Source organism: Pseudomonas sp. GW823-FHT06E10 (assembly GCF_058794995.1).
Genome location: NZ_JBXAHJ010000015.1, coordinates 80,927 through 104,548 on the forward strand (window position 1 = coordinate 80,927; position 23,622 = coordinate 104,548).

Consider the following 23,622-nt stretch of genomic DNA (forward strand, 5'->3'; position numbering starts at 1 on the left):
CTATGAGTGCAAAAGTCTGGCTGGTAGGTGCGGGCCCGGGTGATCCGGAGTTGCTCACGTTGAAGGCGGTACGTGCCTTGCGCGAGGCAGATGTGGTGCTGATCGATGACCTGGTCAATGTCGCGGTACTCGAGCATTGCCCTGGGGCGCGGATCATTCCGGTGGGCAAGCGTGGCGGCTGCCGCTCTACCCCGCAAGCGTTCATCCATCGCCTGATGCTTCGTTATGCCCGGCAGGGTAAATGCGTAGCGCGGCTCAAAGGCGGCGATCCATGCATTTTCGGCCGCGGTGGTGAAGAGGCGCAGTGGCTGCGTGAGCGTGGGGTCGAAGCCGAGTTGGTCAACGGCATCACTGCCGGGCTGGCGGGGGCAACGCAATGCAATATTCCGCTGACTTTGCGCGGTGTAGCCCGTGGTGTCACGCTGGTCACCGCACACACCCAGGACGACAGCCAATTGAACTGGCAGGCACTGGCCCAAGGCGGAACGACGTTGGTGATTTACATGGGAGTGGCCAAGCTGGGTGAAATCCGTGAGCAGCTATTGGCCGGCGGCATGGCAACGGATACGCCCGTGGCCATGATTGAAAATGCCTCCTTGCCCCATCAACGGGAATGTCGGAGCACTCTCACAAACATGGATGAAGCGGCCTACAGATTCCAACTGAAAAGCCCTGCCATACTGGTGATCGGTGCAGTGGCAGCCAGTGCAACTCAATCGCTGTGGGAGCGTGAATTGCCTGTGATGGCGGCAGATCAGTCAGCGTAGTTTCAACTATTTCACCAAATTGCAGACAAAGAAAAGCCCGGCCTGAGCCGGGCTTTTCAGAGCTGTGAGCTAATTACTTAGCTTGAGCTTCAACCTGCGCTTCTACGCGACGGTTAACTGCACGACCAGCGTCAGTTTTGTTGTCAGCAACTGGGCGGGATTCGCCGTAGCCAACAGACTGAACGCGGGACGATTCAACACCGTACTGGTTGGTCAGAACTTGTTTAACGGCGTTTGCACGACGCTCGGACAGTTTCTGGTTGTAAGCGTCAGGACCGACGGAGTCAGTGTGACCTTCAACAGTAGTGCTGGTGGATGGGTACTGCTTCATGAAGTCAGCCAGGTTCTTGATGTCGCCGTAGCTGTTTGGCTTGACTACCGACTTGTCGAAGTCGAACTTCACGTCCAGCTCAACACGAACAACTTCAGCAACTGCCGGGCAGCCGTCAGCGTCAACAGTTACGTTGGCTGGGGTGTCTGGGCACTTGTCAACGTTGTCGCAAACGCCATCGTTGTCGCTGTCAGAGCAAACTTCCGGAGCTGGAACTGGAGCAGCAGCTGGCTTGCTGCCGCCGCCGAAGTTCACACCGATACCGACGCTAGGAGCCCACTCGGTGTTGCCCTGGTCGATGTTGTACTGAGCTTCAACGCCAGCACGGGCGTAGAAGTTGTCGGTGAAGTACAGCTTGGCACCGCCGCCAACGTTGGCGAAGGTGGAACGGTTACGACCGTTCGAGCCGTTCTGGTCGATGCTCTGGTCGGAGAAACCGCCCGAGACGTAAGGACGCAGCATGTCGCCTGGGTTGTTGAAGTGGTACAGAGCGTCCAGAGCGGTGTTCGCGCCCTTAACGTTCTTGCCATCGTTTGCACGGGCATTGTGCACTTCGTCGTAGGCCAGACGCAGTTCAACGTCGTCTGTCAGGAAGTAACCGATCGAACCACCCGGCAGGATGCCGTCGTTCTTGAAGTTACGGTCGCTATCGAAATATTGCTTCTTTGCGTAGCCTTCGATTTCAACTGCGCCTTGGCCCTGTGCCAGAGCGCCGATGGAAGTGGCGGCAATAAGAGAACCAATGGCCAAGCCCAAGGTGTTTTTCAGTTTCATCCGTTAAATCCCCATCTGGTGATTGTGAAGCAGTCCCGCAAACCGGGGGACAACTCGGCGGCAAGTCTAACAGAACTTGCCTACACGTAAGAGATATTTGCGCTGAACTAAGTTTCAGCAATGCCTGCAAATTTCTCACGCAATTTATCTAGAGCGCGTTTGTACCGCATTTTTGTTGCGCTCAAACCCATATGCATGATGTCTGCGATTTCCTGAAACTCCAGCTCTGCGACAAATCGTAGCACCAGAATTTCACGGTCAATCGGATTCACATACACCAACCAGCGATCAAGTCCGCCTTTTTCCTCAGGTTTCGGCGTCTTTTCTTCGGACGCTTCCTCGAGGGGGTCAAGACTCAAAGCGTCCATCAAGCGACGCTTTCGCCGTTCCTTCCGATACTGTGTGATGCACTCGTTGTACGTGATGCTATATAGCCACGTCTTGAACTTCGATTTACCTTCGAAGTTCTTCAGGCCATACAGCACCTTCAACATGACCTCCTGACAGACATCGTCTGCGTCGCGATCGTTCCCTAGATATCGTGCGCACACGTTAAATAATGTTCGCTGGTAACGCCGCATCAGTTCTTCATAGGCGCGTGTTACGTGAAACAGCTCGGTATGCGAGCGCGCGACCAACTCCTCATCAGAGAGCTCGCGGGGGTCGTAGCGCATGGATAACGATTGGGCTTTATTCAAAACAAGTCGGGCCGACAGTCAGGTCAATGTCCGCCGCAGCCAGCGTGAGCAGGCATTTTGCGGCGGCATACATTAGCAGGGTTTGCCGGGTTAGCGGCTACTCACATGCTGCTCAAGGAGGATCCGATTGGAAAGAGAGACTAGCTCACCCTCATCGGTCAGCAATGTGGTTTTAACCGTGCCGATCTCTTCGATCTGGCCTTCGACCTCGCCAACACGCACTTGTTGCCCAACCTGGTACAGCTCACGCACGTAGATTCCCGCAAGAATCTGGCCGGCAATTTCCCGGCTTCCCAACCCCATGGCCAGCGCTACTGCCAGACCAACGGTTATCAACACAATCACGATCACATGGTTCAGCAGGTCAGTCTTGACCTCCAACTGGCTGATCGCAACCGAAATACTGATGATGATCACCAGGCCCTGGGCAATCCGTCCAAGCCCTGAAGCATAGTCCAGCCCCACGCCTTCTGCCGCTCCGCGCACCAGCCCGTTGGCCAGTTGCGCCAGCAAGACACCGACCAGCAACACCAGCGCCGCGCCGAACACCTTCGGCAAATACAACGCAAGCATGTCCAGCGTAGCTGAAACTCGCTCAAGGCCAAGGGATTCTGCGGCAGAAACCAGAAAAATCAGCAGAACGAACCAATAGACGATTTTGCCGATCAGCGTCGAAATAGGAACTTGCAACCCTGCACGGGACAGCAATTTGGTCAGGCCGGTGCCACCCATCAAGCGATCAAGGCCCAATTTGGCGAGCAACTTCGAGAGCAAGGTGTCCAGCAGTTTGGCCACGACAAAACCCAACAGCAGCACAACCAGTGCGCCGAACAGGTTCGGAATGAAGTTCGCAACCTTGGTCCACAACGCAGTCATTGCAGTGACGAGGCTCTGAGTCCAGAGATCAAGTTCCATATTCAATCAGCCTTATCAGCAGTGCGAGCAGTAGGTTTACGAAGACGGGATACCGGCGCGACATGGGCCGATCCGTTATTCAGGGCGATCATCAGTGCGGGCAACCAGCGCCCCAGCAGGCTGAACAGATCACCGGCGCCGACCTGGCGGTTGGCGGTTTTCAGCACACGCCCCAGGCACGCATCGTCGTCCCGGGTGGACGGTGAGGCGTTGAGCATGTCGCGTAAAGACTGTTCAAACGGATCGTGCATACGCACCTCTCGTGATGTCTGTGGGAGACGCGGTCAGTTTTGGTCGGGTCACATGGTTTCCCTCAGACCCAGCGCAAACGTCGGAACAACCACCACTGCCCGAGCGCCACCGAGACCATCATCAGGCAAGCGATCAGAAAGCCGTAAGGGCTGGCAGAGAATGGAATTCCACCGACGTTGATCCCCAAAAGCCCGGCCAGAAAACTCATCGGCAAAAAGATCCCGGTGATGATCCCGAAGCGATACATCGTGCGGTTCATGCGCACGCTCAAGCGACGGTCTTCAGCCTCCAGGACCAGCCCCACCCGCTCCCGGGTCAATTCCAGCTCTTCGAGGTAGCGGGTCAGGCTATTGTTCAATTCGTTCCAGTAATCGCCGTCATCCTCGACGAACCAGGGCAACTTGATTCGCGTCAACTGCCCGAAAATGTCCCGCTGCGGAGCCAGAAAGCGCTTCAACGCAGCCGCCCGGCGACGAATCTGCAAAACCGCCCCGTGCTCAGGAGTATACCGTTCGTCGGTATCCAGCTTTTCTTCTTCCTCATCGACCACTTCCGAGAGACAGCTGACCAGATCCTGCACCTTGTTGGTGAGGTACTGCGCCATGCAAAGGATGAGTTCGGAGGCAGTTTTCGGCCCCTTGCCCTCGGACAGTTGCACCAGCAACTCGTCAGTGGCACGCAAAGGACGCAAACGCAGGGAAATGACACGCTGGGCAGAGCCGAAAATCCGCACCGACACCATGTCTTCCGGTTCGGCGCCAGGGTTCAGATTGACCCCGCGCAAAAATAGCAGCAGTTCGCTGTCCGAAAGCTGTAGAAGTCGCGGACGGGTGTTTTCTTCGAGTAACAGGTCACAGCTGAATTCGCTCAGACCGCTGGATTTGCGCAACCAGGTCCGGGTTTGCGGATGACTGCGATCCCAGTGCAGCCACAGGCTTTCATGGGCCTGCAACTGCAAGTCATCGAATTCAGTCCGGGCAATCGAACGCGCACCGCCTTTACCGTCCAGCACCAGGGCATGCACCAGCCCCCATTGCGCGTTTTCTTCCTCGAACATCCGCACTCCTTTGGTCAACCGGCGCTTTATTCAGGCATTTTCAGCGGGCTGGGCGAGATGATCACGCCGTTGTTGTCCGCATAAATGTACTCGCCTGGACGGAACGTCACACCGGCAAACGTCACCACAACGTTGAGATCGCCGAGCCCGCGCCTGTCGGATTTCCTCGGGTGGCTGGCGAGGGCCTGAACGCCCAGATCGGTCTGCGCGATGATATCGACGTCGCGGATGCAACCGTAGATCACCAGCCCTTCCCAACCGTTTTTCGCGGCTTTCTCGGCCAGCATGTCACCGAGCAACGCATGCCGCAGGGAACCGCCACCGTCTACCACCAGCACTTTGCCATTCCCCTTGAGCTCGACCTGCTCCTTGACCCGCGAGTTGTCTTCAAAGCATTTGATGGTCACGATTTCGCCGCCGAAGGAATCACGGCCGCCGAAATTGCTGAACATCGGTTCCAGCACCTGCACCAGCTCCGGATAGGCGTCGCACAGGTCAGGCGTGATGTAATGGTTCATCGAGAAACTCCTGTAAGAGGAAGACAATCGAGGATGTCGGAAAGTGACCAGAACAGCTCAATGCGTCATATCTTAGCCGCAAGCCGACCGGAGCGAAATGCCCTTCTTAGAGCGTCAGGCTCAGATTGCCGCGACCAAATCCTGTTGCGCTCCCGGCAAAGGTGTCTGCTGATCGGCCAACCAGCGCGTCACCAAAGGCCAGACTTCAGCCTGGGCTGCCTTGCTGACGAGCATTTCCACGTGACCGAAATTGTCGCCGAAGCCCTGCTCGCGCCCCAGGTTGATGAATTGCTTGTGCTCGGAACCGAACTGCTCGAACAACTTGCGACACGCCCACGCAGGATCCTGATGATCACCCGCAGCGCTCACGGCAAGCACCGGCAACTTGACCTCGGCCAAACCCGCCCACCAGTTTTTATCGGCATCGCCAAAGCGCCCGAACAGACCGTACCAGCGCATGCCTTCCAGGGCCAGGCCGATGGGCTCGTCCTCCGGACCGCGCTTGAGCCTTGAGCCGGACAACTGGGCAAAACGCTTGAGAATGAAGCGACCGCTCCACTCTACCGGCGGAATCTTCAATGGCCAGTAGGTGCGACTGACTTGTGTACCGAAAAACGCCGCCGAGGCCACGACGGGCTCACCGATGTACTCGCCACCCAGCGCTGCGGCCAATGTAATACCGCCCAGTGAGTGACCGATCCAGTGTGGCACCTGCCCGCTCTGTTCGCGCACGAACGCACCAATGGCCGGCAGGTCATAGCGTGCGTAGTCGGCAACACGGTTCTTGCGGTAGTCGTGGTTACGCTGGGACAGGCCGTGACCGCGCATTTCCGGAATCCAGACATCGAACCCCAGACGGGCCAGGTAAGCGCCCAACCCCAGGCCTTTGGGAGAAAACCAGAACCGGCGATTGGAAAAGCTGCCGTGCAGCAGGATCACCGGCACGCCACGGGAGGACGACTCATCGGCCATGCCAAGGCGTGTCACAGCCAATTCGACGGTGAAGTCGGGACTGTTACCGGGTTTCAAACGATACACATCTTCGCTCAGATCACCGCGCCGTTCGGCACTGATCAGGGCGACAGGAAATAGGTTGCTGCTGCTTTGCATAATCTCTTGCACAAAAAAGGGCGGCATCCAGATGGAGCCCGCCCTGCTTGAATCTCATAAAGACCGCTCCCTGTAGGAGCGAGCCCTGCTCGCGAAGAACTCGGGACGCCACGTTTATCCAGGATAAACGCGTTATCGTTGACGTCCATCGCGAGCAAGCTCGCTCCCACAGAAAGGGGCGGCCCGTTTACACCGGATCAGGCCGAAGCTTGACCTTCCGCCAGGAAGAACCAGGTTTCCAGTACGGAGTCAGGGTTCAACGAAACGCTTTCAATGCCCTGCTCCATCAGCCACTTGGCCAGGTCCGGGTGGTCCGAAGGACCCTGACCGCAGATACCGATGTATTTGCCGGCCTTGTTGCACGCGGCAATCGCATTGGCCAGCAGCTTCTTGACCGCCGGATTACGCTCGTCGAACAGGTGGGCGATGATGCCGGAGTCACGGTCCAGGCCCAGGGTCAGCTGGGTCAGGTCGTTGGAGCCGATGGAGAAACCGTCGAAGAACTCGAGGAACTCTTCAGCCAGGATGGCGTTGGACGGCAGTTCGCACATCATGATCACGCGCAGGCCGTTCTGGCCACGAGCCAGACCATTTTCCGCCAGCAGATCCACCACCTGGCTCGCTTCGCCCAGGGTACGGACGAACGGCACCATGATTTCGACGTTGGTCAGGCCCATCTCGTTGCGCACGCGCTTGAGGGCGCGGCATTCGAGCTCGAAGCAGTCGCGGAACGATTCGCTGATGTAACGCGAGGCACCGCGGAAGCCCAACATCGGGTTCTCTTCTTCCGGCTCGTACAGCTTGCCGCCGATCAGGTTGGCGTATTCGTTGGACTTGAAGTCCGACAGACGCACGATGACCTTTTTCGGCCAGAACGCAGCCGCCAGGGTGCTGATGCCTTCAACCAGTTTCTCGACGTAGAAGCCGACCGGATCGTTGTAACCGGCGATGCGCTTGTCGACGCTGTCCTTGATTTCCTGCGGCAGGCCGTCGTAGTTCAACAGCGCTTTCGGGTGCACGCCGATCATGCGGTTGATGATGAACTCCAGGCGGGCCAGGCCCACACCGGCGTTCGGCAGCTGTGCGAAGTCGAAGGCGCGGTCCGGGTTACCGACGTTCATCATGATCTTGAACGGCAGCTCAGGCATGGCGTCCACGGAGTTCTTCTTGATGTCGAAGCCCAGTTCGCCTTCGAAGATGAAACCGGTGTCGCCTTCAGCGCAGGAAACAGTCACGCCCTGGCCATCTTTCAACAGCTGGGTGGCGTTGCCGCAACCTACTACCGCTGGAATACCCAGCTCACGGGCGATGATCGCCGCGTGGCAAGTACGGCCGCCACGGTTGGTGACGATCGCGCTCGCGCGCTTCATGACCGGCTCCCAGTCCGGGTCGGTCATGTCGGAAACCAGTACGTCGCCTGGCTGGACCTTGTCCATCTCGGACACGTCCTTGATGATGCGGACCTTGCCGGCGCCGATGCGCTGGCCAATGGCACGGCCTTCCACCAGCACGGTGCCGGTTTCTTTCAACAGGTAACGCTCCATGACGTTGGCCTGGGTGCGGCTCTTCACGGTTTCCGGACGAGCCTGCACGATGTAGAGCTTGCCGTCGTCACCGTCCTTGGCCCACTCGATGTCCATCGGGCACTGGTAGTGCTTCTCGATGATCATCGCCTGCTTGGCCAGTTCGCTGACTTCGGCGTCGGTCAGGCAGAAACGTGCGCGCTCAGCCTTGTCCACGTCGACGGTCTTGACCGAACGACCGGCCTTGGCCTCGTCGCCGTAGATCATCTTGATGGCTTTGCTACCCAGGTTGCGGCGCAGGATCGCCGGGCGACCCGCGGCCAGCGTGCCTTTGTGAACGTAGAACTCATCCGGGTTCACCGCGCCTTGTACGACGGTTTCACCCAGGCCGTAGGCGCCGGTGATGAACACCACGTCACGGAAGCCCGACTCGGTATCGAGGGTGAACATCACGCCGGCGGTGCCGGTTTCGGAACGGACCATGCGCTGCACGCCAGCGGACAGGGCAACCAGCTTGTGGTCGAAGCCCTGGTGCACGCGATAGGAAATGGCACGGTCGTTGAACAGCGAGGCGAACACCTCTTTGGCGGCGCGAATGACGTTTTCGACACCACGGATGTTCAGGAAGGTTTCCTGCTGACCGGCAAAGGATGCGTCGGGCAAGTCTTCGGCGGTGGCGGAAGAACGCACGGCCACGGCCATGTCAGGGTTGCCGGCGGACAGCGTGGCGAACGCGGTACGAATTTCGGCATTCAGTTTTTCAGGGAACTCGGCTTCCATGATCCATTGGCGGATCTGGGCACCGGTCTTGGCCAGCGCATTCACGTCATCGACGTCCAGGGCATCGAGCGCATCGTGAATCTGCTGATTCAGGCCGCTCAGTTCCAGGAAATCACGATAAGCCTGAGCGGTCGTGGCGAAGCCGCCGGGCACCGATACACCGGCACCTGCAAGGTTGCTGATCATCTCGCCCAGGGATGCGTTCTTGCCCCCCACATGCTCAACATCGTGTTTGCCGAGCTTATCGAGGGAAACTACGTACTCTACCAAGGTGATCTCTCCACTAACTGTGTTGGAAAAGCTCAGAAACCGGCTGCTTAAGTGAGCATTTGCCGGTTATATGGCCTGGACCTGGAAAATAAGTGAGAATGCGGGCCAATGGCGGCCGGCAAATCGCGCCTATCATATCCAAGATTCGTCACTAGCTTAAGGCCCAAGGTGCAAATGAAACGATCTGCTTTCTTTATCTCCGATGGTACCGGCATTACCGCCGAAACCCTGGGTCAAAGCCTTCTGGCGCAGTTCGAAAACATTACCTTCAGCAAAGTCACGCGGCCGTACATCGACAACGTGGACAAAGCGCGGGCCATGGTACAACAAATCAACAAAGCCGCCGAAACCGACGGCTTCCGTCCGATTATCTTCGACACCATCGTCAATCAGGACATTCGTGAGATTCTCGCAACCTCGAATGGTTTCATGATCGACATTTTCTCGACGTTCCTGGCACCGCTTGAACAGGAACTGACCGAGCATTCTTCCTATACCGTGGGCAAGTCCCACTCCATCGGCGCCAACACCAACTACATGGAGCGTATCGAGGCCGTTAACTTCGCCCTCGACAACGACGACGGCGCCCGCACGCACTATTACGACAAGGCCGACCTGATACTAGTGGGCGTGTCGCGATGTGGTAAGACGCCGACGTGCCTGTACATGGCGATGCAGTTCGGTATCCGCGCAGCCAACTACCCGCTGACCGAAGACGACATGGAGCGCCTGCAACTGCCGTCCGCCCTGCGCGCCCACCAGCACAAGCTGTTCGGCCTGACCATCGACCCGGACCGCCTTACCGCGATCCGCAACGAGCGCAAGCCCAACAGCCGCTATTCGAGCTACGCCCAGTGCGAGTTCGAAGTTCGCGAGGTGGAAAACCTGTTCCGCCGCGAGAACATTCCGAACATCAACTCCACGCACTTTTCCGTAGAAGAAATCTCCGCGAAGATTCTCGTGGAGAAAGGTGTGGAGCGGCGTTTCAAGTAGTTCTTTATTGCCTGTTCCGGCCTCATCGCGAGCAAGCTCGCTCCCACAGTTGATTTGTGTTCACCGCAGATCTCCTGTGGGAGCGAGCTTGCTCGCGATGAACGATAACTCGGTCTCCTAGATAACAAACAAATCCACAAACCGGTTCACCGGTGTCGCCTCAAGTTTCTGCCGATCCTTGCACAACGCAAAAATCTCCTCGCTACGCTGCCCGGTGAATCGTGTCAGCAAGTTCGCCCTGAACTTGTCCTCCAGCAACGGAATGCCTTCGACCCGACGCCGACGATGCCCAATCGGGTATTCCACCACGACGTTTTCAGTACTCGACCCGTCCTTGAAAAACACCTGCACAGCGTTGGCAATGGAGCGCTTGTCGGACTCCAGATACTCACGGGTGAATCGCGGCTCCTCAACTATCACCATCTTGTCGCGCAACACATCGATGATCGGATGCGCCTTGTGGAAATCATCTTCGTAATACTCGGCAACCAGATTGCCAAAGGCCAGCGGCACGGCAGTCATGTACTGGATGCAGTGATCGCGATCAGCGGCATTGGCCAGCGGGCCGACCTTGGAAATGATGCGAATCGCCGACTCGTGAGTGGTGATGACGATCCGGTCGATTTCGTGCAGACGATTGCGCACTTGCGGATGCAGGGTCACCGCCGCCTCACAGGCCGTTTGCGCATGGAACTCGGCCGGAAAACTGATCTTGAACAACACGTTTTCCATCACATAACTGCCGTACGGTCGCGAGAAACTGAACGCACGCTTGTCTTCAGGCTTGAGCGCCAGATCGTTGTTGGTGTGGCTGAACAATACGTCGTAAAACCCCCACTGCCTGGCACTCAATACACCGGGAATACCCATTTCGCCGCGCATCGCCATGTCCGCCAAACGCACGCCACGACTGGACGCATCCCCCGCCGCCCAGGATTTACGCGAACCGGCATTCGGCGCATGCCGGTATGTGCGCAGGGCCTGACCGTCCGCAAAGGCATGGGACAACGCCGACAACAACTGCTCGCGATTGGCACCCATCAGCTTGGCGGTGACTGCGGTCGAGGCCACTTTCACCAGAATGACGTGATCGAGGCCGACACGGTTGAACGAGTTTTCCAGGGCAATCACGCCTTGAATCTCATGGGCCATGATCATCGCTTCAAGCACTGTACGCACGGTCAGCGGTGCCACACCATTGGCCAGGTGCTTTTGTGATAAATGGTCGGCTACGGCGAGAATACCGCCGAGGTTGTCCGACGGATGCCCCCACTCCGCAGCGAGCCAGGTGTCGTTGTAGTCGAGCCAGCGCACGATGCAGCCGATGTCCCACGCCGCCTTCACAGGATCGAGCCGGTAACTGGTCCCCGGCACCCGGGCGCCGAATGGCACGACAGTGCCTTCTACCACTGGCCCCAAATGCTTGGTGCACTCGGGAAAACGCAGGGCCAGCAGGCCGCAACCCAAGGTATCGATCAGACAGTTGCGCGCAGTATCCAGCGCCTCTTTTGACTCGATCTTGTAGTTGAGGACGTAATCGGCAATGTCCTGCAGGACCTTGTCGTAGTCGGGGCGGTTGTTCAGGTCGACGTTGGCACTCATGTTCGATTCACTCTGCGGTGTTCGTTGATGGGACCTCGGTTCAGGGCAATCTCAGTCAATGACAAATTCTTATGATTGAAATGCAGGCCACTGTGGGAGCGAGCTTGCTCGCGATGGCGGTGCATCAGCCAGCACACGTATTGAATGTGTTGGCCCCATCGCGAGCAAGCTCGCTCCCACAGGTGTTTGGATGATCTTAGAAAGAATCACCCGGCACACGGACAAACCCTTCCATCAACACCCGTGCACTGCGGCTCATGATCGCTTTGTTCACGGTCCACTCGCCATTGACCTGGCTGGCCTCGGCGCCGACGCGCAAGGTACCGGACGGGTGGCCGAAGCGCACCGCGTTGCGTTCGATACCGCCTGCCGCGAGGTTAACCAGCGTACCGGTGATCGCTGCCGCCGTGCCGATTGCCACCGCAGCAGTACCCATCATCGCGTGGTGCAACTTGCCCATGGACAGCGCACGCACCAGCAGGTCGACATCACCCGCCGCAATGGCTTTGCCACTGGACGATACGTAATCTGCCGGTTTGGCGACGAAGGCCACTTTTGGCGTGTGCTGGCGCTTGGCAGCTTCGTCAATGTTCGAAATCAGGCCCATGCGCAATGCGCCGTAAGCGCGGATGGTTTCGAACATCAGCAAGGCTTTCGGGTCGCCGTTTATCGCGCCCTGCAACTCGGTGCCCTTGTAGCCGATGTCTTCGGCATTGACGAAAATCGTCGGGATACCGGCGTTGATCATGGTCGCCTTGAAGGTGCCGACGCCGGGCACTTCCAGGTCGTCCACCAGGTTGCCGGTAGGGAACATCGAACCGCCGCCGCCCTCCTCGTCCGCCGCCGGATCGAGGAACTCGATCTGCACTTCGGCCGCCGGGAAGGTCACGCCGTCGAGTTCGAAATCGCCGGTTTCCTGTACTTCACCATTGGTGATCGGCACGTGGGCGATGATGGTCTTGCCTATGTTGGCCTGCCACACGCGAACCACCGCCACGCCGTTGTGCGGGATGCGGCTGGCATCCACCAGACCATTGCTGACGGCGAACGAACCGACCGCCGCCGACAGGTTGCCGCAGTTGCCGCTCCAGTCCACGAAGGGCTTGTCGATGGACACCTGACCGAACAGGTAATCGACATCGTGATCGGCCTTGATGCTTTTCGACAGGATCACGGTTTTGCTGGTGCTGGAAGTCGCGCCACCCATGCCGTCGATTTGTTTGTCATACGGGTCGGGGCTGCCGATCACCCGCAGCAGCAAAGCGTCGCGAGCCGGGCCCGGAACCTGTGCCGCTTCCGGCAAATCCTTCAGGCTGAAAAACACGCCTTTGCTGGTGCCGCCGCGCATGTATGTCGCTGGAATTTTGATCTGCGGTGCATGAGCCATGGTGCTCGTTACTCCTAATCTGAAAACAGACACGGGACTCAAAGTCCCGTGTCTGCAAAGCGTGTGTTAAACAGCAACCGCCGATTCTTCGAGGAAGTCCTGGGCGAAGCGTTGCAGCACGCCACCGGCTTCGTAGATCGACACTTCTTCAGCAGTGTCGAGGCGGCAGGTCACCGGCACATCGACGCGCTCGCCATTCTTGCGATGGATCACCAGGGTCAGCTCGGCACGCGGGGTGCGGTCGCCAATCACGTCGTAGGTTTCGCTGCCGTCGATGGCCAGGGTGTGGCGGTTGGTGCCCGGCTTGAATTCCAGCGGCAACACGCCCATGCCCACCAGGTTGGTGCGGTGAATGCGCTCGAAACCTTCGGCGGCAATCGCTTCCACACCCGCCAGGCGCACGCCCTTGGCCGCCCAGTCGCGGGACGAACCCTGACCGTAGTCGGCACCTGCGATGATGATCAGCGGCTGCTTGCGATCCATGTAGGTCTCGATGGCTTCCCACATGCGCATCACTTTGCCTTCCGGCTCGACACGGGCCAGCGAACCCTGCTTGACCTTGCCGTTTTCCAGAACCATTTCGTTGAACAGTTTCGGGTTGGCGAAGGTCGCGCGCTGCGCGGTCAGGTGGTCACCACGGTGAGTCGCGTAGGAGTTGAAGTCCTCTTCCGGCAGGCCCATTTTCGCCAGGTATTCGCCCGCGGCGCTGTCGAGCATGATGGCGTTGGACGGCGACAGGTGATCGGTGGTGATGTTGTCCGGCAGCACCGCCAGCGGGCGCATGCCCTTGAGCGGACGGGCGCCGGCCAACGCACCTTCCCAGTACGGCGGACGGCGGATGTAGGTGCTCATCTCGCGCCACTCGTACAGCGGAGCGACTTTGGGACCTGTGTCTTCGTGGATCGCGAACATCGGGATGTAGACCTGACGGAACTGCTCAGGCTTGACCGAGGCTTTCACCACGGCGTCGATTTCTTCGTCGCTCGGCCAGATGTCCTTCAGGCGGATTTCCTTGCCATCCACCACGCCCAGCACATCTTTTTCGATGTCGAAACGGATGGTACCGGCGATGGCGTAAGCGACCACCAGTGGCGGCGATGCGAGGAACGCCTGCTTGGCGTACGGGTGAATCCGGCCGTCGAAGTTACGGTTACCGGACAACACAGCAGTGGCGTACAGGTCACGGTCGATGATCTCTTGCTGGATCACCGGGTCCAGTGCGCCGGACATGCCGTTGCAGGTGGTGCAGGCGAAGGCCACGACGCCGAAACCGAGCTGTTCCAACTCATCGGTCAAACCGGCTTCATCGAGGTACAGCGCCACGGTTTTGGAACCCGGTGCCAGGGACGACTTGACCCACGGCTTGCGGGTCAGGCCGAGCTTGTTGGCGTTGCGCGCCAGCAGGCCGGCGGCGATCACGTTGCGCGGGTTGCTGGTGTTGGTGCAGCTGGTGATGGCGGCGATGATCACCGCGCCGTCCGGCATTTGCCCCGGCACATCGTCCCACTGACCAGAAATGCCTTTGGCAGCCAGATCCGACACCGCCACACGGGCGTGCGGGTTGCTCGGGCCAGCCATGTTGCGCACCACAGAAGACAGGTCGAAGGTCAGGCCGCGCTCGTACTGCGCGCCTTTGAGGCTGTCAGCCCACAGGCCGACCTGCTTGGCGTAGTTCTCGACCAACTGCACCTGCTCGTCTTCACGTCCGGTGAGCTTGAGGTAGTCGATAGTCTGCTGATCGATGTAGAACATCGCCGCGGTGGCGCCGTATTCCGGGGCCATGTTGGAGATGGTCGCGCGGTCGCCGAGGGTCAGCGCCGCAGCACCTTCACCGAAGAATTCCAGCCACGCGCCAACCACTTTTTGCTTGCGCAGGAACTCGGTCAGCGCCAGCACCATGTCGGTGGCGGTGATGCCCGGCTGCAGCTTACCGGTCAGCTCGACGCCGACGCTTTCCGGCAGACGCATCCACGATGCGCGACCGAGCATTACGCTTTCGGCTTCCAGACCACCGACACCGATGGCGATCACGCCCAACGCATCGACGTGCGGGGTGTGGCTGTCGGTGCCGACGCAGGTATCAGGGAAGGCCACGCCGTCACGCACCTGGATCACCGGAGACATTTTCTCCAGGTTGATCTGGTGCATGATGCCGTTGCCCGGCGGGATCACGTCGACGTTCTTGAACGCCTTCTTGGTCCAGTTGATGAAGTGGAAACGGTCTTCGTTGCGACGGTCTTCGATGGCGCGGTTCTTCTCGAACGCTTCCGGATCGAAGCCACCGCGCTCGACGGCCAGGGAGTGGTCGACGATCAGTTGGGTCGGCACCACCGGGTTCACTTGCGCCGGATCACCGCCCTGCAGGGCGATGGCGTCACGCAGGCCGGCGAGGTCGACCAGCGCGGTCTGGCCGAGAATGTCGTGGCACACCACGCGGGCCGGGAACCACGGGAAGTCGAGGTCGCGCTTGCGCTCGATGAATTGCTTCAGGGATTCGGTGAGCGTGGCCGGGTCGCAGCGACGCACAAGGTTTTCCGCCAGTACACGGGAGGTGTACGGCAGGGTGTCGTAGGCGCCAGGCTGGATCGCCTCGACCGCTGCGCGGACATCGAAGTAATCCAGGTGGCTGCCGGGCAGCGGTTTACGAAATTGTGTGTTCATCGTCAGGACTCGGTCACGGTAGTTACAAAAGGTGGGGCCTGGCACCAGACTTGAAGTGAACACAATCCACTGTGGGAGCGAGCTTGCTCGCGATGGCGTGTCAGTCGACACCAATGTGAATGACACTCCATCGCGAGCAAGCTCGCTCCTACAGGGATCTGCGTTGCATTCAGATCCCGGTGCCGGCCGCCACCATTCAGCGTTGTTCGATTGGTACGAACTTGCGCTGCTCAACGCCGGTGTATTCGGCGCTTGGACGGATGATGCGGTTGTTGGCACGTTGTTCGTACACGTGGGCGGCCCAGCCGGTCAGGCGCGAGCAGACGAAGATCGGTGTGAACAACTTGGTCGGGATGCCCATGAAGTGGTACGCCGAGGCATGGTAGAAGTCGGCGTTCGGGAACAGTTTCTTCTGCTCCCACATGGTCTTGTCGATGGCTTCGGACACCGGGAACAACACCTTGTCACCCACTTCGTCAGCAAGCTTTTTCGACCAGCCCTTGATCACCTCATTACGCGGATCGTTGTCCTTATAGATCGCGTGGCCGAAGCCCATGATCTTGTCCTTGCGCTCGAGCATGCCGAGGGTGCCCTTGATCGCGTCTTCCGGCGACGAGAAACGCTCGATCATTTCCATCGCCGCTTCGTTGGCGCCGCCGTGCAGCGGACCGCGCAGCGAGCCAATGGCCGCGGTGATGCACGAATACAGGTCGGACAGGGTCGAGGCGCAAACACGTGCGGTGAAGGTCGACGCGTTGAACTCGTGCTCCGCGTAGAGGATCAGCGAAACGTTCATCACCTTGACGTGCAGCTCGCTCGGCTTCTTGCCGTGCAGCAGGTGCAGGAAGTGGCCGCCGATGGACTGCTCGTCACTCACGCAATCGATGCGCTTGCCTTCGTGGCTGAAGCGATACCAGTAGGTCATGATCGCCGGGAACGCGGCCAGCAGGCGGTCGGTCTTGTCGTGTTGCTCGGAGAAGTTGCTCTCCGGCTCCAGGTTGCCCAGGAACGAGCAGCCAGTGCGCATCACGTCCATCGGGTGGGCGTCGGCGGGGATGCGTTCCAGCACTTCTTTGAGCGCTTGCGGCAGGTCGCGCAGCTTGCTCAGTTTGGCAACGTAGGCTGCCAGTTGCGCCTTGCTCGGCAGTTCGCCGTACAGCAGCAGGTAGGCAACTTCTTCGAACTGTGCGTCAGCCGCCAGTTCACGTACGTCATAACCACGATAGGTCAGACCGGCACCCGACTGGCCCACGGTGGACAGTGCGGTTTGCCCGGCTACCTGGCCACGGAGCCCGGCGCCACTGAGTACTTTTGCTTCGGCCATTGCTGTCTCCAATTCTTGAATTTTTTAGGGAAACCAATCTTTCATCTGTAGGAGCGAGCTTGCTCGCGATGGACGCCGATGATGACGCGGGAAAACTGATACCCCGCGGTGTATGGCCCACCATCGCGAGCCAGCTCGCTCCTACAGGTACACGGGGTTCATTATTTTTTCGCGGCGAACAACGCATCGAGCTTCTGCTCGAAGGTGTGGTAGTCGATGCGATCGTAAAGCTCCATGCGAGTCTGCATGGTGTCGATGACGTTCTGTTGCGTGCCATCGCGACGGATCGCGGTGTAGACGTTTTCTGCAGCCTTGTTCATGGCACGGAACGCCGACAGCGGGTACAGCACCAGCGATACGTCGGCAGCGGCCAGCTGTTCGGTGGTGTACAGCGGCGTCGCGCCGAACTCGGTGATGTTGGCCAGGATCGGCGCTTTCACGCGATTGGCGAACAGCTTGTACATTTCCAGTTCAGTGATGGCTTCCGGGAACACCATGTCAGCGCCGGCCTCGATGCACGCGGCGGCGCGATCCAGGGCAGACTCCAGACCTTCCACCGCCAGGGCGTCGGTACGGGCCATGATCACGAAGCTGTCATCGGTACGGGCATCGACGGCCGCTTTGATGCGGTCGACCATTTCCTGCTGGGTCACGATTTCCTTGTTAGGACGGTGACCGCAGCGCTTGGCGCCGACCTGGTCTTCGATGTGAATCGCCGCCGCGCCGAACTTGATCATCGACTTCACGGTACGGGCGACGTTGAACGCCGAGGAACCGAAACCGGTGTCCACATCCACCAGCAGCGGCAGGTCGCAAACATCGGTGATGCGGCGCACGTCGGTCAGCACGTCATCCAGGCCGGTGATGCCCAGGTCCGGCACGCCGAGGGAGCCGGCAGCCACCCCCCCACCCGACAGGTAGATCGCCTTGAAACCGGCGCGCTTGGCCAGCAGCGCATGGTTGGCGTTGATCGCGCCGACCACTTGCAATGGATGCTCGCTGGCGACCGCATCGCGGAAACGCTGGCCTGGAGTGCTCTTGTTCAAACTCATGACTCACCTCGTTTGGCTGTCGGGTTAGCGCCGTCCTGGTAATGACGGGCGATGTTGCGTTTGGAGGCGCCGATGTGACGGCGCATCAACAACTCGGCCAGTTCACCGTCACGGTCGGCGATGGCATCGAGAATTCGGTGGTGCTCGGCGAACGCCTGGTGCGGGCGATTGGGCGTGGTGGAAAACTGGATGCGGTACATGCGCACCAGTTGATACAGCTCGCCGCAGAGCATTTGGGTCAGCGTACGGTTGCCGCTGCCCTGGATGATTCGGTAGTGGAAGTCGAAATCGCCTTCCTGCTGGTAGTAGCCTCTCCCGGCCTGAAACGCCTCATCGCGCTCGTGGGTTTCCAGGACCCGACGCAGCTCGTCGATTTCTTCGAGACTCATGCGCTCGGCGGCCAGGCGACAGGCCATGCCTTCCAGGGATTCGCGGATTTCGTATAGCTCAATCAGTTCGGCGTGATTGAGCGACACCACCCGTGCGCCGACATGCGGCACGCGAACCAGCAGGCGCTGGCCTTCCAGACGGTGGATGGCCTCGCGCAACGGGCCACGGCTGATGCCGTAGGTGCGCGCCAGTTCCGGTTCGGAGATTTTGCTGCCCGGCGCGATATCGCCTTTGACGATAGCCGCCTGAATGCGTCGGAAGACGTTCTCGGAAAGCGTCTCCGTATCGTCTTGCGTAGAAACCGGGGGATCGAGTTGATCCAGCATATTGTCGACACCTTGTAAGCCAGTGCCGCAAAAACTATCGAATAGTGGCGACACAGTCAAAGTATAAATCGATATTGTCGACAATCTTCTGATAACCGGTTGCACCATTACGAAGCAACCGGCCTATTTATAGCCACCGGCCAGCGCTGGCGCCATCAAACCACCGTGCTAGAATGCCGCCCGCATTTGTTTGTCACATCTGCACTGCCTGTCATAAAAACCTGACAGGCATACGAGGGAGCTTGCGCAGCGATGCCAGGGCCTTGAATCAAGTCGGACCGCTGCGCATCAGGATTTATGAGACTCAAGCCCTTCCCCACCTTCCTTTATTTCCTTTGCCTGCCCGGTTTCGCAATGGCCGGGGAAAAGACCGTGTATGGCCTTAACGAGTACGCATCGCTCAATGGCATCGATCTGGAAGTGGCGGCCAAACTCGACACCGGGGCGAAAACCGCCTCCCTGAGTGCACGGGATATCAAACGTTTCAAACGCAACGGCGAGTCGTGGGTGCGCTTTTACCTGGCCATCGACGCCGCCCATTCGCACCCGATCGAACGCCCGCTGGCCCGTGTCAGCAAGATCAAGCGCCGGGCCGGCGACTACGATCCGGAGGAAGGCAAGAAGTACACCGCTCGCCCGGTGATCGAACTGGACATCTGCATGGGCTCGGCCCTGCGCAGCATCGAAGTGAACCTGACCGACCGCAGCGCTTTCCAATACCCGCTACTGATTGGCTCCGAAGCCCTCAAACGTTTCGATGCTCTGGTTGACCCCAGCCTTAAATATGCTGCCGGCAAACCTGCCTGCACCACCGACGCTCATACCGCCGAGTAATTCAAATGCGCTCTCTTACCCTTCACCTGAAACTGCTGATCGCCATCCTGGTGGTGCTGGGCATTTCAGTTACGGCCTATCAGATCTTCGTGCTGGGCATCCCGGTGACCGAAGACGCCACCGACGACCTGTGGAACATCGACGCCAAGGTCGAGTTCGTCGCCAGTGCCAAGGATCCGGTCAAGATCCAGATGTTCGTGCCTCCGCTGAGCCGCGACTTCGTGAGCCTCAACGAGAGCTTCATCTCCAACAACTACGGCGTGGCCGTGAACCGGGTCGACGGCAACCGCAAGGTCACCTGGTCGGCACGCCGGGCCAAAGGCAATCAGACGCTGTATTACCGCCTGGTGCTGACCAAGCGTTATTCCGGTGAGAAAGCCAAGATCAAAGGCCCGACCTTTCGCGACAGCATGACCATCGAAGGCCCGGAAAAAATCGCCGCCGAAGCCCTGCTCGCACCGATTCGCCAACACTCGGCCGATGTCGAAACTTTCGTCGGCGAAGCCATCAAGCGGGTCAACAACCTTAACGACGACAACGTGAAACTGCTGCTGGCCGGTGATCCATCCGCGGCGCACAAGGCGAAAATCGTCGAGCTGCTGCTGTCCATCGCCCATGTGCCGATCGAGAAGGTCCACACCATCCGCCTGGTGGCCGACCAGCCGCAAATGCCGGAACTGTGGCTGCGCAGCTTCAATGGCACCGACTGGCTGTACTTCAACCCGGAAACCGGTGAACAGGGCCTGCCGACCGACCGCCTGCTGTGGTGGACCGGCGACGAAAACCTGATCACCGTCGATGGTGGCAAGAAAGCCAACGTGACCTTCAGCCTGAACAACAGCGAAATGAACGCCATTCGCCTGGCCAAGCTGACCGATGAAAACACCGACGCCAATTTCCTCGAGTACTCGCTGTACGGCCTGCCGCTGCAAACCCAGCAGACCTTCATGATCATGGTGATGATCCCGATCGGCGTGCTGGTGATCCTGGTCCTGCGCAACCTGATCGGCATCCAGACCCTGGGCACCTTCACCCCGGTGCTGATCGCCCTGGCCTTCCGCGAAACCCAGCTCGGCTTCGGTATCGTGCTGTTTACCATCATCACGGCGCTGGGCTTGTCGCTGCGTTCCTATCTCGAACACCTGAAACTGCAAATGCTGCCGCGGCTGTCGGTGGTGCTGACGTTCGTGGTGGTGCTGATTGCAGCCATCAGCCTGCTCAGCCATAAACTCGGCCTGGAACGCGGTTTGTCGGTGGCGCTGTTCCCGATGGTGATCCTGACCATGACCATCGAACGACTGTCGATCACCTGGGAAGAGCGCGGCGGTGGCCATGCCATGAAAGTGGCCGTCGGCACGCTGTTCGCCGCGTCCCTGGCGCACCTGATCATGAGCGTGCCGGAACTGGTGTACTTCGTGTTCACTTTCCCGGCGATCCTGCTGATTCTGGTGGGCTTCATGCTGGCCATGGGTCGTTATCGCGGTTACCGCCTGACCGAACTGGTGCGCTTCAAAGCCTTCCTGAAAAAGGCTGACGCCTGATGTTCGGCCTCTGGAAGACCTGGAAGGCCCTGGAAGCCCGGGGCATCATGGGGATTAATCGGCGCAACGCAGACTACGTGCTCAAATACAACAAGCGCAGCCTGTACCCGATCGTCGATGACAAGATCATCACCAAGGAACGCGCCATCGCCGCCGGCATCCATGTGCCCGAACTGTATGGCGTGATCTCCACCGAGAAGGAAATCGACAATCTCGAAGAGATCATCGGCGCACGCAATGACTTCGTGATCAAACCGGCCCAGGGCGCTGGCGGAGATGGCATCCTGGTCATCGCCGACCGCTTTGAAGGGCGTTATCGCACGGTGTCCGGCCGGATCATCAGCCATGAAGAAATCGAACACCAGGTTTCCAGCATCCTGACCGGCCTGTACTCCCTGGGCGGTCACCGCGACCGGGCGCTGATCGAATACCGCGTGATTCCGGACCAGATCTTCAAGAGCATCAGTTACGAAGGCGTGCCGGACATTCGCATCATTGTTTTGATGGGCTACCCGGTGATGGCCATGTTGCGCCTGCCGACGCGCCAGTCCAACGGCAAGGCCAACCTGCACCAGGGCGCCATCGGCGTCGGTGTGGACCTGGCCACCGGCCTGACCCTGCGCGGCACCTGGCTGAACAACATCATCAACAAACACCCGGACACCACCAATGCAGTGGATGGCGTGCAACTGCCCTACTGGGACGGTTTCATGAAACTCGCCGCTGGTTGCTATGAGTTGTGCGGCCTGGGCTACATCGGTGTCGACATGGTTCTGGACCAGGAAAAAGGCCCGCTGATTCTGGAGCTCAACGCCCGGCCGGGGCTGAATATCCAGATTGCCAATGACTGCGGCCTGACGTTGCGCACTCATGCGGTCGAGGCGCGGCTGGAAGACATGAAGGCGCGTGGCGTGAGTGAATCGGTCGAAGAGCGCGTGGCGTTTGTGCAGGAGATGTTTGGGCATATTCCTGCGGTCGAGGGCTGAGGCCCTTCTCTTGCTCGCGATGAACCTGAAAACACTGTGGGGGGGTCAGGCATACAGCGTTATCGTTGACGACCATCGCGAGCGAGCTCGCTCCTACAGCAATCAATCCCCTCTAGGAGCAATTCTCCGAGGGGACTACAATCGCCACCCCGCCTCGATGGCTGACTTCCCCCGCCCATGTTGACCTGTTCCGTACACCCGCTGCCCTATCGCGCCAACCCCGCCGAATATTTCGCGGCAATTCGCCATGCGCCCGGTGCCGTCCTGCTCGACAGTGGCCGCCCCAGCGCCGACCGCGGTCGCTATGACCTGCTCAGCGCCTGGCCACTGGAACAACTGACGGTGTCGCCCGACGAAAGTGGCGATGCTTTCCTGCAACGCCTGCGCGACAACCTGACAGGCCTGGGCGAAGCCATTCTGCCGGAAGATTATGAGTTGCCGTTTGCCGGTGGGTTGATCGGTTACCTGAGTTACGACTTCGGCCGACATCTGGAGCGCCTGCCGAGCCAGGCCAGTGATGACCTGCATCTGCCTGATGCGCGCTTCGGCTTGTACGGCTGGGCCTTGATCAGCGATCACCTTTCGCAGACCAGTCAATTGGTGTTCCACCCGACCCTGCCCGACAGCGAGCGTCAGCGCCTGATCGAACTGTTCAGCCAGCCTGAGCCGCAAGCGAGCGCGCCCTTCAAGCTGCTCACCCCGATGACTGCCGACTTGAGCGCCGATGAGTATCAACAGGCCATCGAGCGCATCCAGCAGTACATTCAGGCCGGCGACTGCTATCAGGTCAATTTCGCCCAACGGTTTCGCGCACCCTGCCTGGGTGATCCGTGGGCCGCTTACTGTGCGCTACGCGCTGCTTGCCCGACGCCTTTTTCCGGTTTCCAGAACTTGCCTGATGGCGATGCCGTACTCAGCCTGTCGCCGGAACGCTTCGTCAAAGTCAGCCAGGGTCATGTGGAAACCCGCCCGATCAAGGGCACTCGCCCCCGGGGCCTGACGCCCGAGCAGGACGCCGCGAACGCCGCCGAATTGCTGGCCAGCCCCAAGGACCGCGCGGAAAACCTGATGATTGTCGACCTGCTGCGCAATGACCTCGGTCGCACCTGCCGCACAGGCTCGGTACGGGTGCCGGAATTGTTCAGCCTGGAAAGCTATCCGAACGTGCACCACCTGGTGAGCAGCGTCACCGGTGAACTGGCGGATGAGCGCGATGCCCTGGACCTGATCGCCGGCAGCTTCCCCGGCGGCTCGATTACCGGCGCGCCAAAGATTCGTGCCATGCAGATCATCGACGAACTGGAGCCGACCCGGCGCGGCCTGTATTGCGGTTCGTTGCTGTACCTGGACGTACGCGGCGAAATGGACAGCTCCATCGCCATCCGTAGTTTGCTGGTCAAGGACGGGCAGGTGTGTTGCTGGGGCGGTGGCGGGATTGTCGCGGACTCGCAGTGGCAGGCTGAGTATCAGGAGTCGATTACCAAAGTGAAGGTACTGCTCGATACGCTGCAGAACCTCTGACCACCCCCAT

20 protein-coding genes are annotated in these 23,622 nt (G+C 59.4%); 6 read left to right on the forward strand and 14 right to left on the reverse strand.

Annotated elements, in window-relative coordinates:
• Window positions 1-2: 2 nt before the first annotated feature.
• Window positions 3-767 (forward strand): uroporphyrinogen-III C-methyltransferase, encoded by a 765-nt coding sequence (cobA, locus tag AC1Q6Y_RS22230; RefSeq protein ID WP_492625173.1) that lies wholly within the window; start codon window positions 3-5, stop codon window positions 765-767.
• Window positions 768-840: 73 nt separating this feature from the next.
• Here the strand turns inward: cobA and AC1Q6Y_RS22235 are convergent, their stop codons facing one another.
• The 8 genes from AC1Q6Y_RS22235 to ppsA form a co-directional block, all read right to left on the reverse strand.
• A complete protein-coding gene (locus tag AC1Q6Y_RS22235; RefSeq protein ID WP_057715703.1) occupies window positions 841-1,872 on the reverse strand; it encodes an OmpA family protein in 1,032 nt (343 codons plus the stop codon).
• Window positions 1,873-1,979: 107 nt separating this feature from the next.
• The gene (gene sigX / locus AC1Q6Y_RS22240; RefSeq protein ID WP_015096065.1) at window positions 1,980-2,570 is read right to left on the reverse strand and encodes an RNA polymerase sigma factor SigX; all 591 of its coding nucleotides are present in this window, start codon (window positions 2,568-2,570) and stop codon (window positions 1,980-1,982) included.
• Between the two features lie 90 nt (window positions 2,571-2,660).
• Window positions 2,661-3,485: a mechanosensitive ion channel family protein gene (locus AC1Q6Y_RS22245; RefSeq protein ID WP_008048604.1), complete on the reverse strand. Its 825-nt coding sequence runs from the start codon at window positions 3,483-3,485 to the stop codon at window positions 2,661-2,663.
• 2 nt (window positions 3,486-3,487) lie between these two features.
• Window positions 3,488-3,736: a hypothetical protein gene (locus tag AC1Q6Y_RS22250; RefSeq protein WP_008017601.1), complete on the reverse strand. Its 249-nt coding sequence runs from the start codon at window positions 3,734-3,736 to the stop codon at window positions 3,488-3,490.
• A gap of 62 nt (window positions 3,737-3,798) precedes the next feature.
• Window positions 3,799-4,794, reverse strand: a complete 996-nt coding sequence (locus AC1Q6Y_RS22255; RefSeq protein ID WP_492625174.1) for a zinc transporter ZntB — start codon at window positions 4,792-4,794, stop codon at window positions 3,799-3,801.
• Window positions 4,795-4,820: 26 nt separating this feature from the next.
• Entirely contained in the window at window positions 4,821-5,312 is a 492-nt protein-coding gene (rraA, locus tag AC1Q6Y_RS22260; protein WP_008027412.1) for a ribonuclease E activity regulator RraA, read from the reverse strand.
• Window positions 5,313-5,432: 120 nt separating this feature from the next.
• Window positions 5,433-6,422: an alpha/beta fold hydrolase gene (locus AC1Q6Y_RS22265; protein ID WP_090454039.1), complete on the reverse strand. Its 990-nt coding sequence runs from the start codon at window positions 6,420-6,422 to the stop codon at window positions 5,433-5,435.
• Between the two features lie 197 nt (window positions 6,423-6,619).
• The gene (ppsA, locus tag AC1Q6Y_RS22270; RefSeq protein ID WP_489340075.1) at window positions 6,620-8,995 is read right to left on the reverse strand and encodes a phosphoenolpyruvate synthase; all 2,376 of its coding nucleotides are present in this window, start codon (window positions 8,993-8,995) and stop codon (window positions 6,620-6,622) included.
• Window positions 8,996-9,169: 174 nt separating this feature from the next.
• Between ppsA and ppsR the strand changes: the two genes are divergently transcribed.
• Complete coding sequence (gene ppsR / locus AC1Q6Y_RS22275) at window positions 9,170-9,988, forward strand: posphoenolpyruvate synthetase regulatory kinase/phosphorylase PpsR (protein WP_008048584.1); 819 nt, start codon at window positions 9,170-9,172, stop codon at window positions 9,986-9,988.
• A gap of 117 nt (window positions 9,989-10,105) precedes the next feature.
• On the opposite strand, the gene prpD is transcribed toward ppsR, so the two are convergent.
• From prpD to AC1Q6Y_RS22305, 6 genes are all read right to left on the reverse strand, one after another.
• Window positions 10,106-11,590 (reverse strand): 2-methylcitrate dehydratase, encoded by a 1,485-nt coding sequence (gene prpD / locus AC1Q6Y_RS22280; RefSeq protein WP_489340074.1) that lies wholly within the window; start codon window positions 11,588-11,590, stop codon window positions 10,106-10,108.
• A 196-nt stretch (window positions 11,591-11,786) separates the two neighbouring features.
• Window positions 11,787-12,977 (reverse strand): 2-methylaconitate cis-trans isomerase PrpF, encoded by a 1,191-nt coding sequence (prpF, locus tag AC1Q6Y_RS22285; RefSeq protein WP_492625175.1) that lies wholly within the window; start codon window positions 12,975-12,977, stop codon window positions 11,787-11,789.
• 66 nt (window positions 12,978-13,043) lie between these two features.
• Complete coding sequence (gene acnD, locus AC1Q6Y_RS22290; protein WP_057715708.1) at window positions 13,044-15,638, reverse strand: Fe/S-dependent 2-methylisocitrate dehydratase AcnD; 2,595 nt, start codon at window positions 15,636-15,638, stop codon at window positions 13,044-13,046.
• A 196-nt stretch (window positions 15,639-15,834) separates the two neighbouring features.
• Window positions 15,835-16,962 carry a bifunctional 2-methylcitrate synthase/citrate synthase gene (gene prpC / locus AC1Q6Y_RS22295; protein ID WP_090454029.1) on the reverse strand — a complete coding sequence of 376 codons (1,128 nt, stop codon included), beginning with the start codon at window positions 16,960-16,962 and terminating at the stop codon, window positions 15,835-15,837.
• Between the two features lie 161 nt (window positions 16,963-17,123).
• Window positions 17,124-18,014: a methylisocitrate lyase gene (prpB, locus tag AC1Q6Y_RS22300; RefSeq protein WP_008017616.1), complete on the reverse strand. Its 891-nt coding sequence runs from the start codon at window positions 18,012-18,014 to the stop codon at window positions 17,124-17,126.
• Window positions 18,011-18,730 carry a GntR family transcriptional regulator gene (locus tag AC1Q6Y_RS22305; RefSeq protein ID WP_008048579.1) on the reverse strand — a complete coding sequence of 240 codons (720 nt, stop codon included), beginning with the start codon at window positions 18,728-18,730 and terminating at the stop codon, window positions 18,011-18,013. The genes prpB and AC1Q6Y_RS22305 overlap by 4 nt, the downstream gene beginning before the upstream one ends.
• Before the next feature lie 297 nt (window positions 18,731-19,027).
• On the opposite strand from AC1Q6Y_RS22305, the gene rloA reads away from it, so the two are divergent.
• From rloA to pabB, 4 genes are all read left to right on the forward strand, one after another.
• Window positions 19,028-19,564 (forward strand): retropepsin-like aspartic peptidase RloA, encoded by a 537-nt coding sequence (gene rloA / locus AC1Q6Y_RS22310; RefSeq protein ID WP_046042906.1) that lies wholly within the window; start codon window positions 19,028-19,030, stop codon window positions 19,562-19,564.
• 5 nt (window positions 19,565-19,569) lie between these two features.
• A complete protein-coding gene (gene rloB, locus AC1Q6Y_RS22315; protein WP_407515266.1) occupies window positions 19,570-21,105 on the forward strand; it encodes an osmotic stress tolerance membrane protein RloB in 1,536 nt (511 codons plus the stop codon).
• Window positions 21,105-22,091, forward strand: coding sequence for an alpha-L-glutamate ligase-like protein (locus AC1Q6Y_RS22320; protein ID WP_492625176.1), 987 nt, complete (start codon window positions 21,105-21,107; stop codon window positions 22,089-22,091). The genes rloB and AC1Q6Y_RS22320 overlap by 1 nt, the downstream gene beginning before the upstream one ends.
• Window positions 22,092-22,268: 177 nt before the next feature.
• A complete protein-coding gene (gene pabB / locus AC1Q6Y_RS22325) occupies window positions 22,269-23,612 on the forward strand; it encodes an aminodeoxychorismate synthase component I (protein ID WP_489340072.1) in 1,344 nt (447 codons plus the stop codon).
• Window positions 23,613-23,622: the final 10 nt, after the last annotated feature.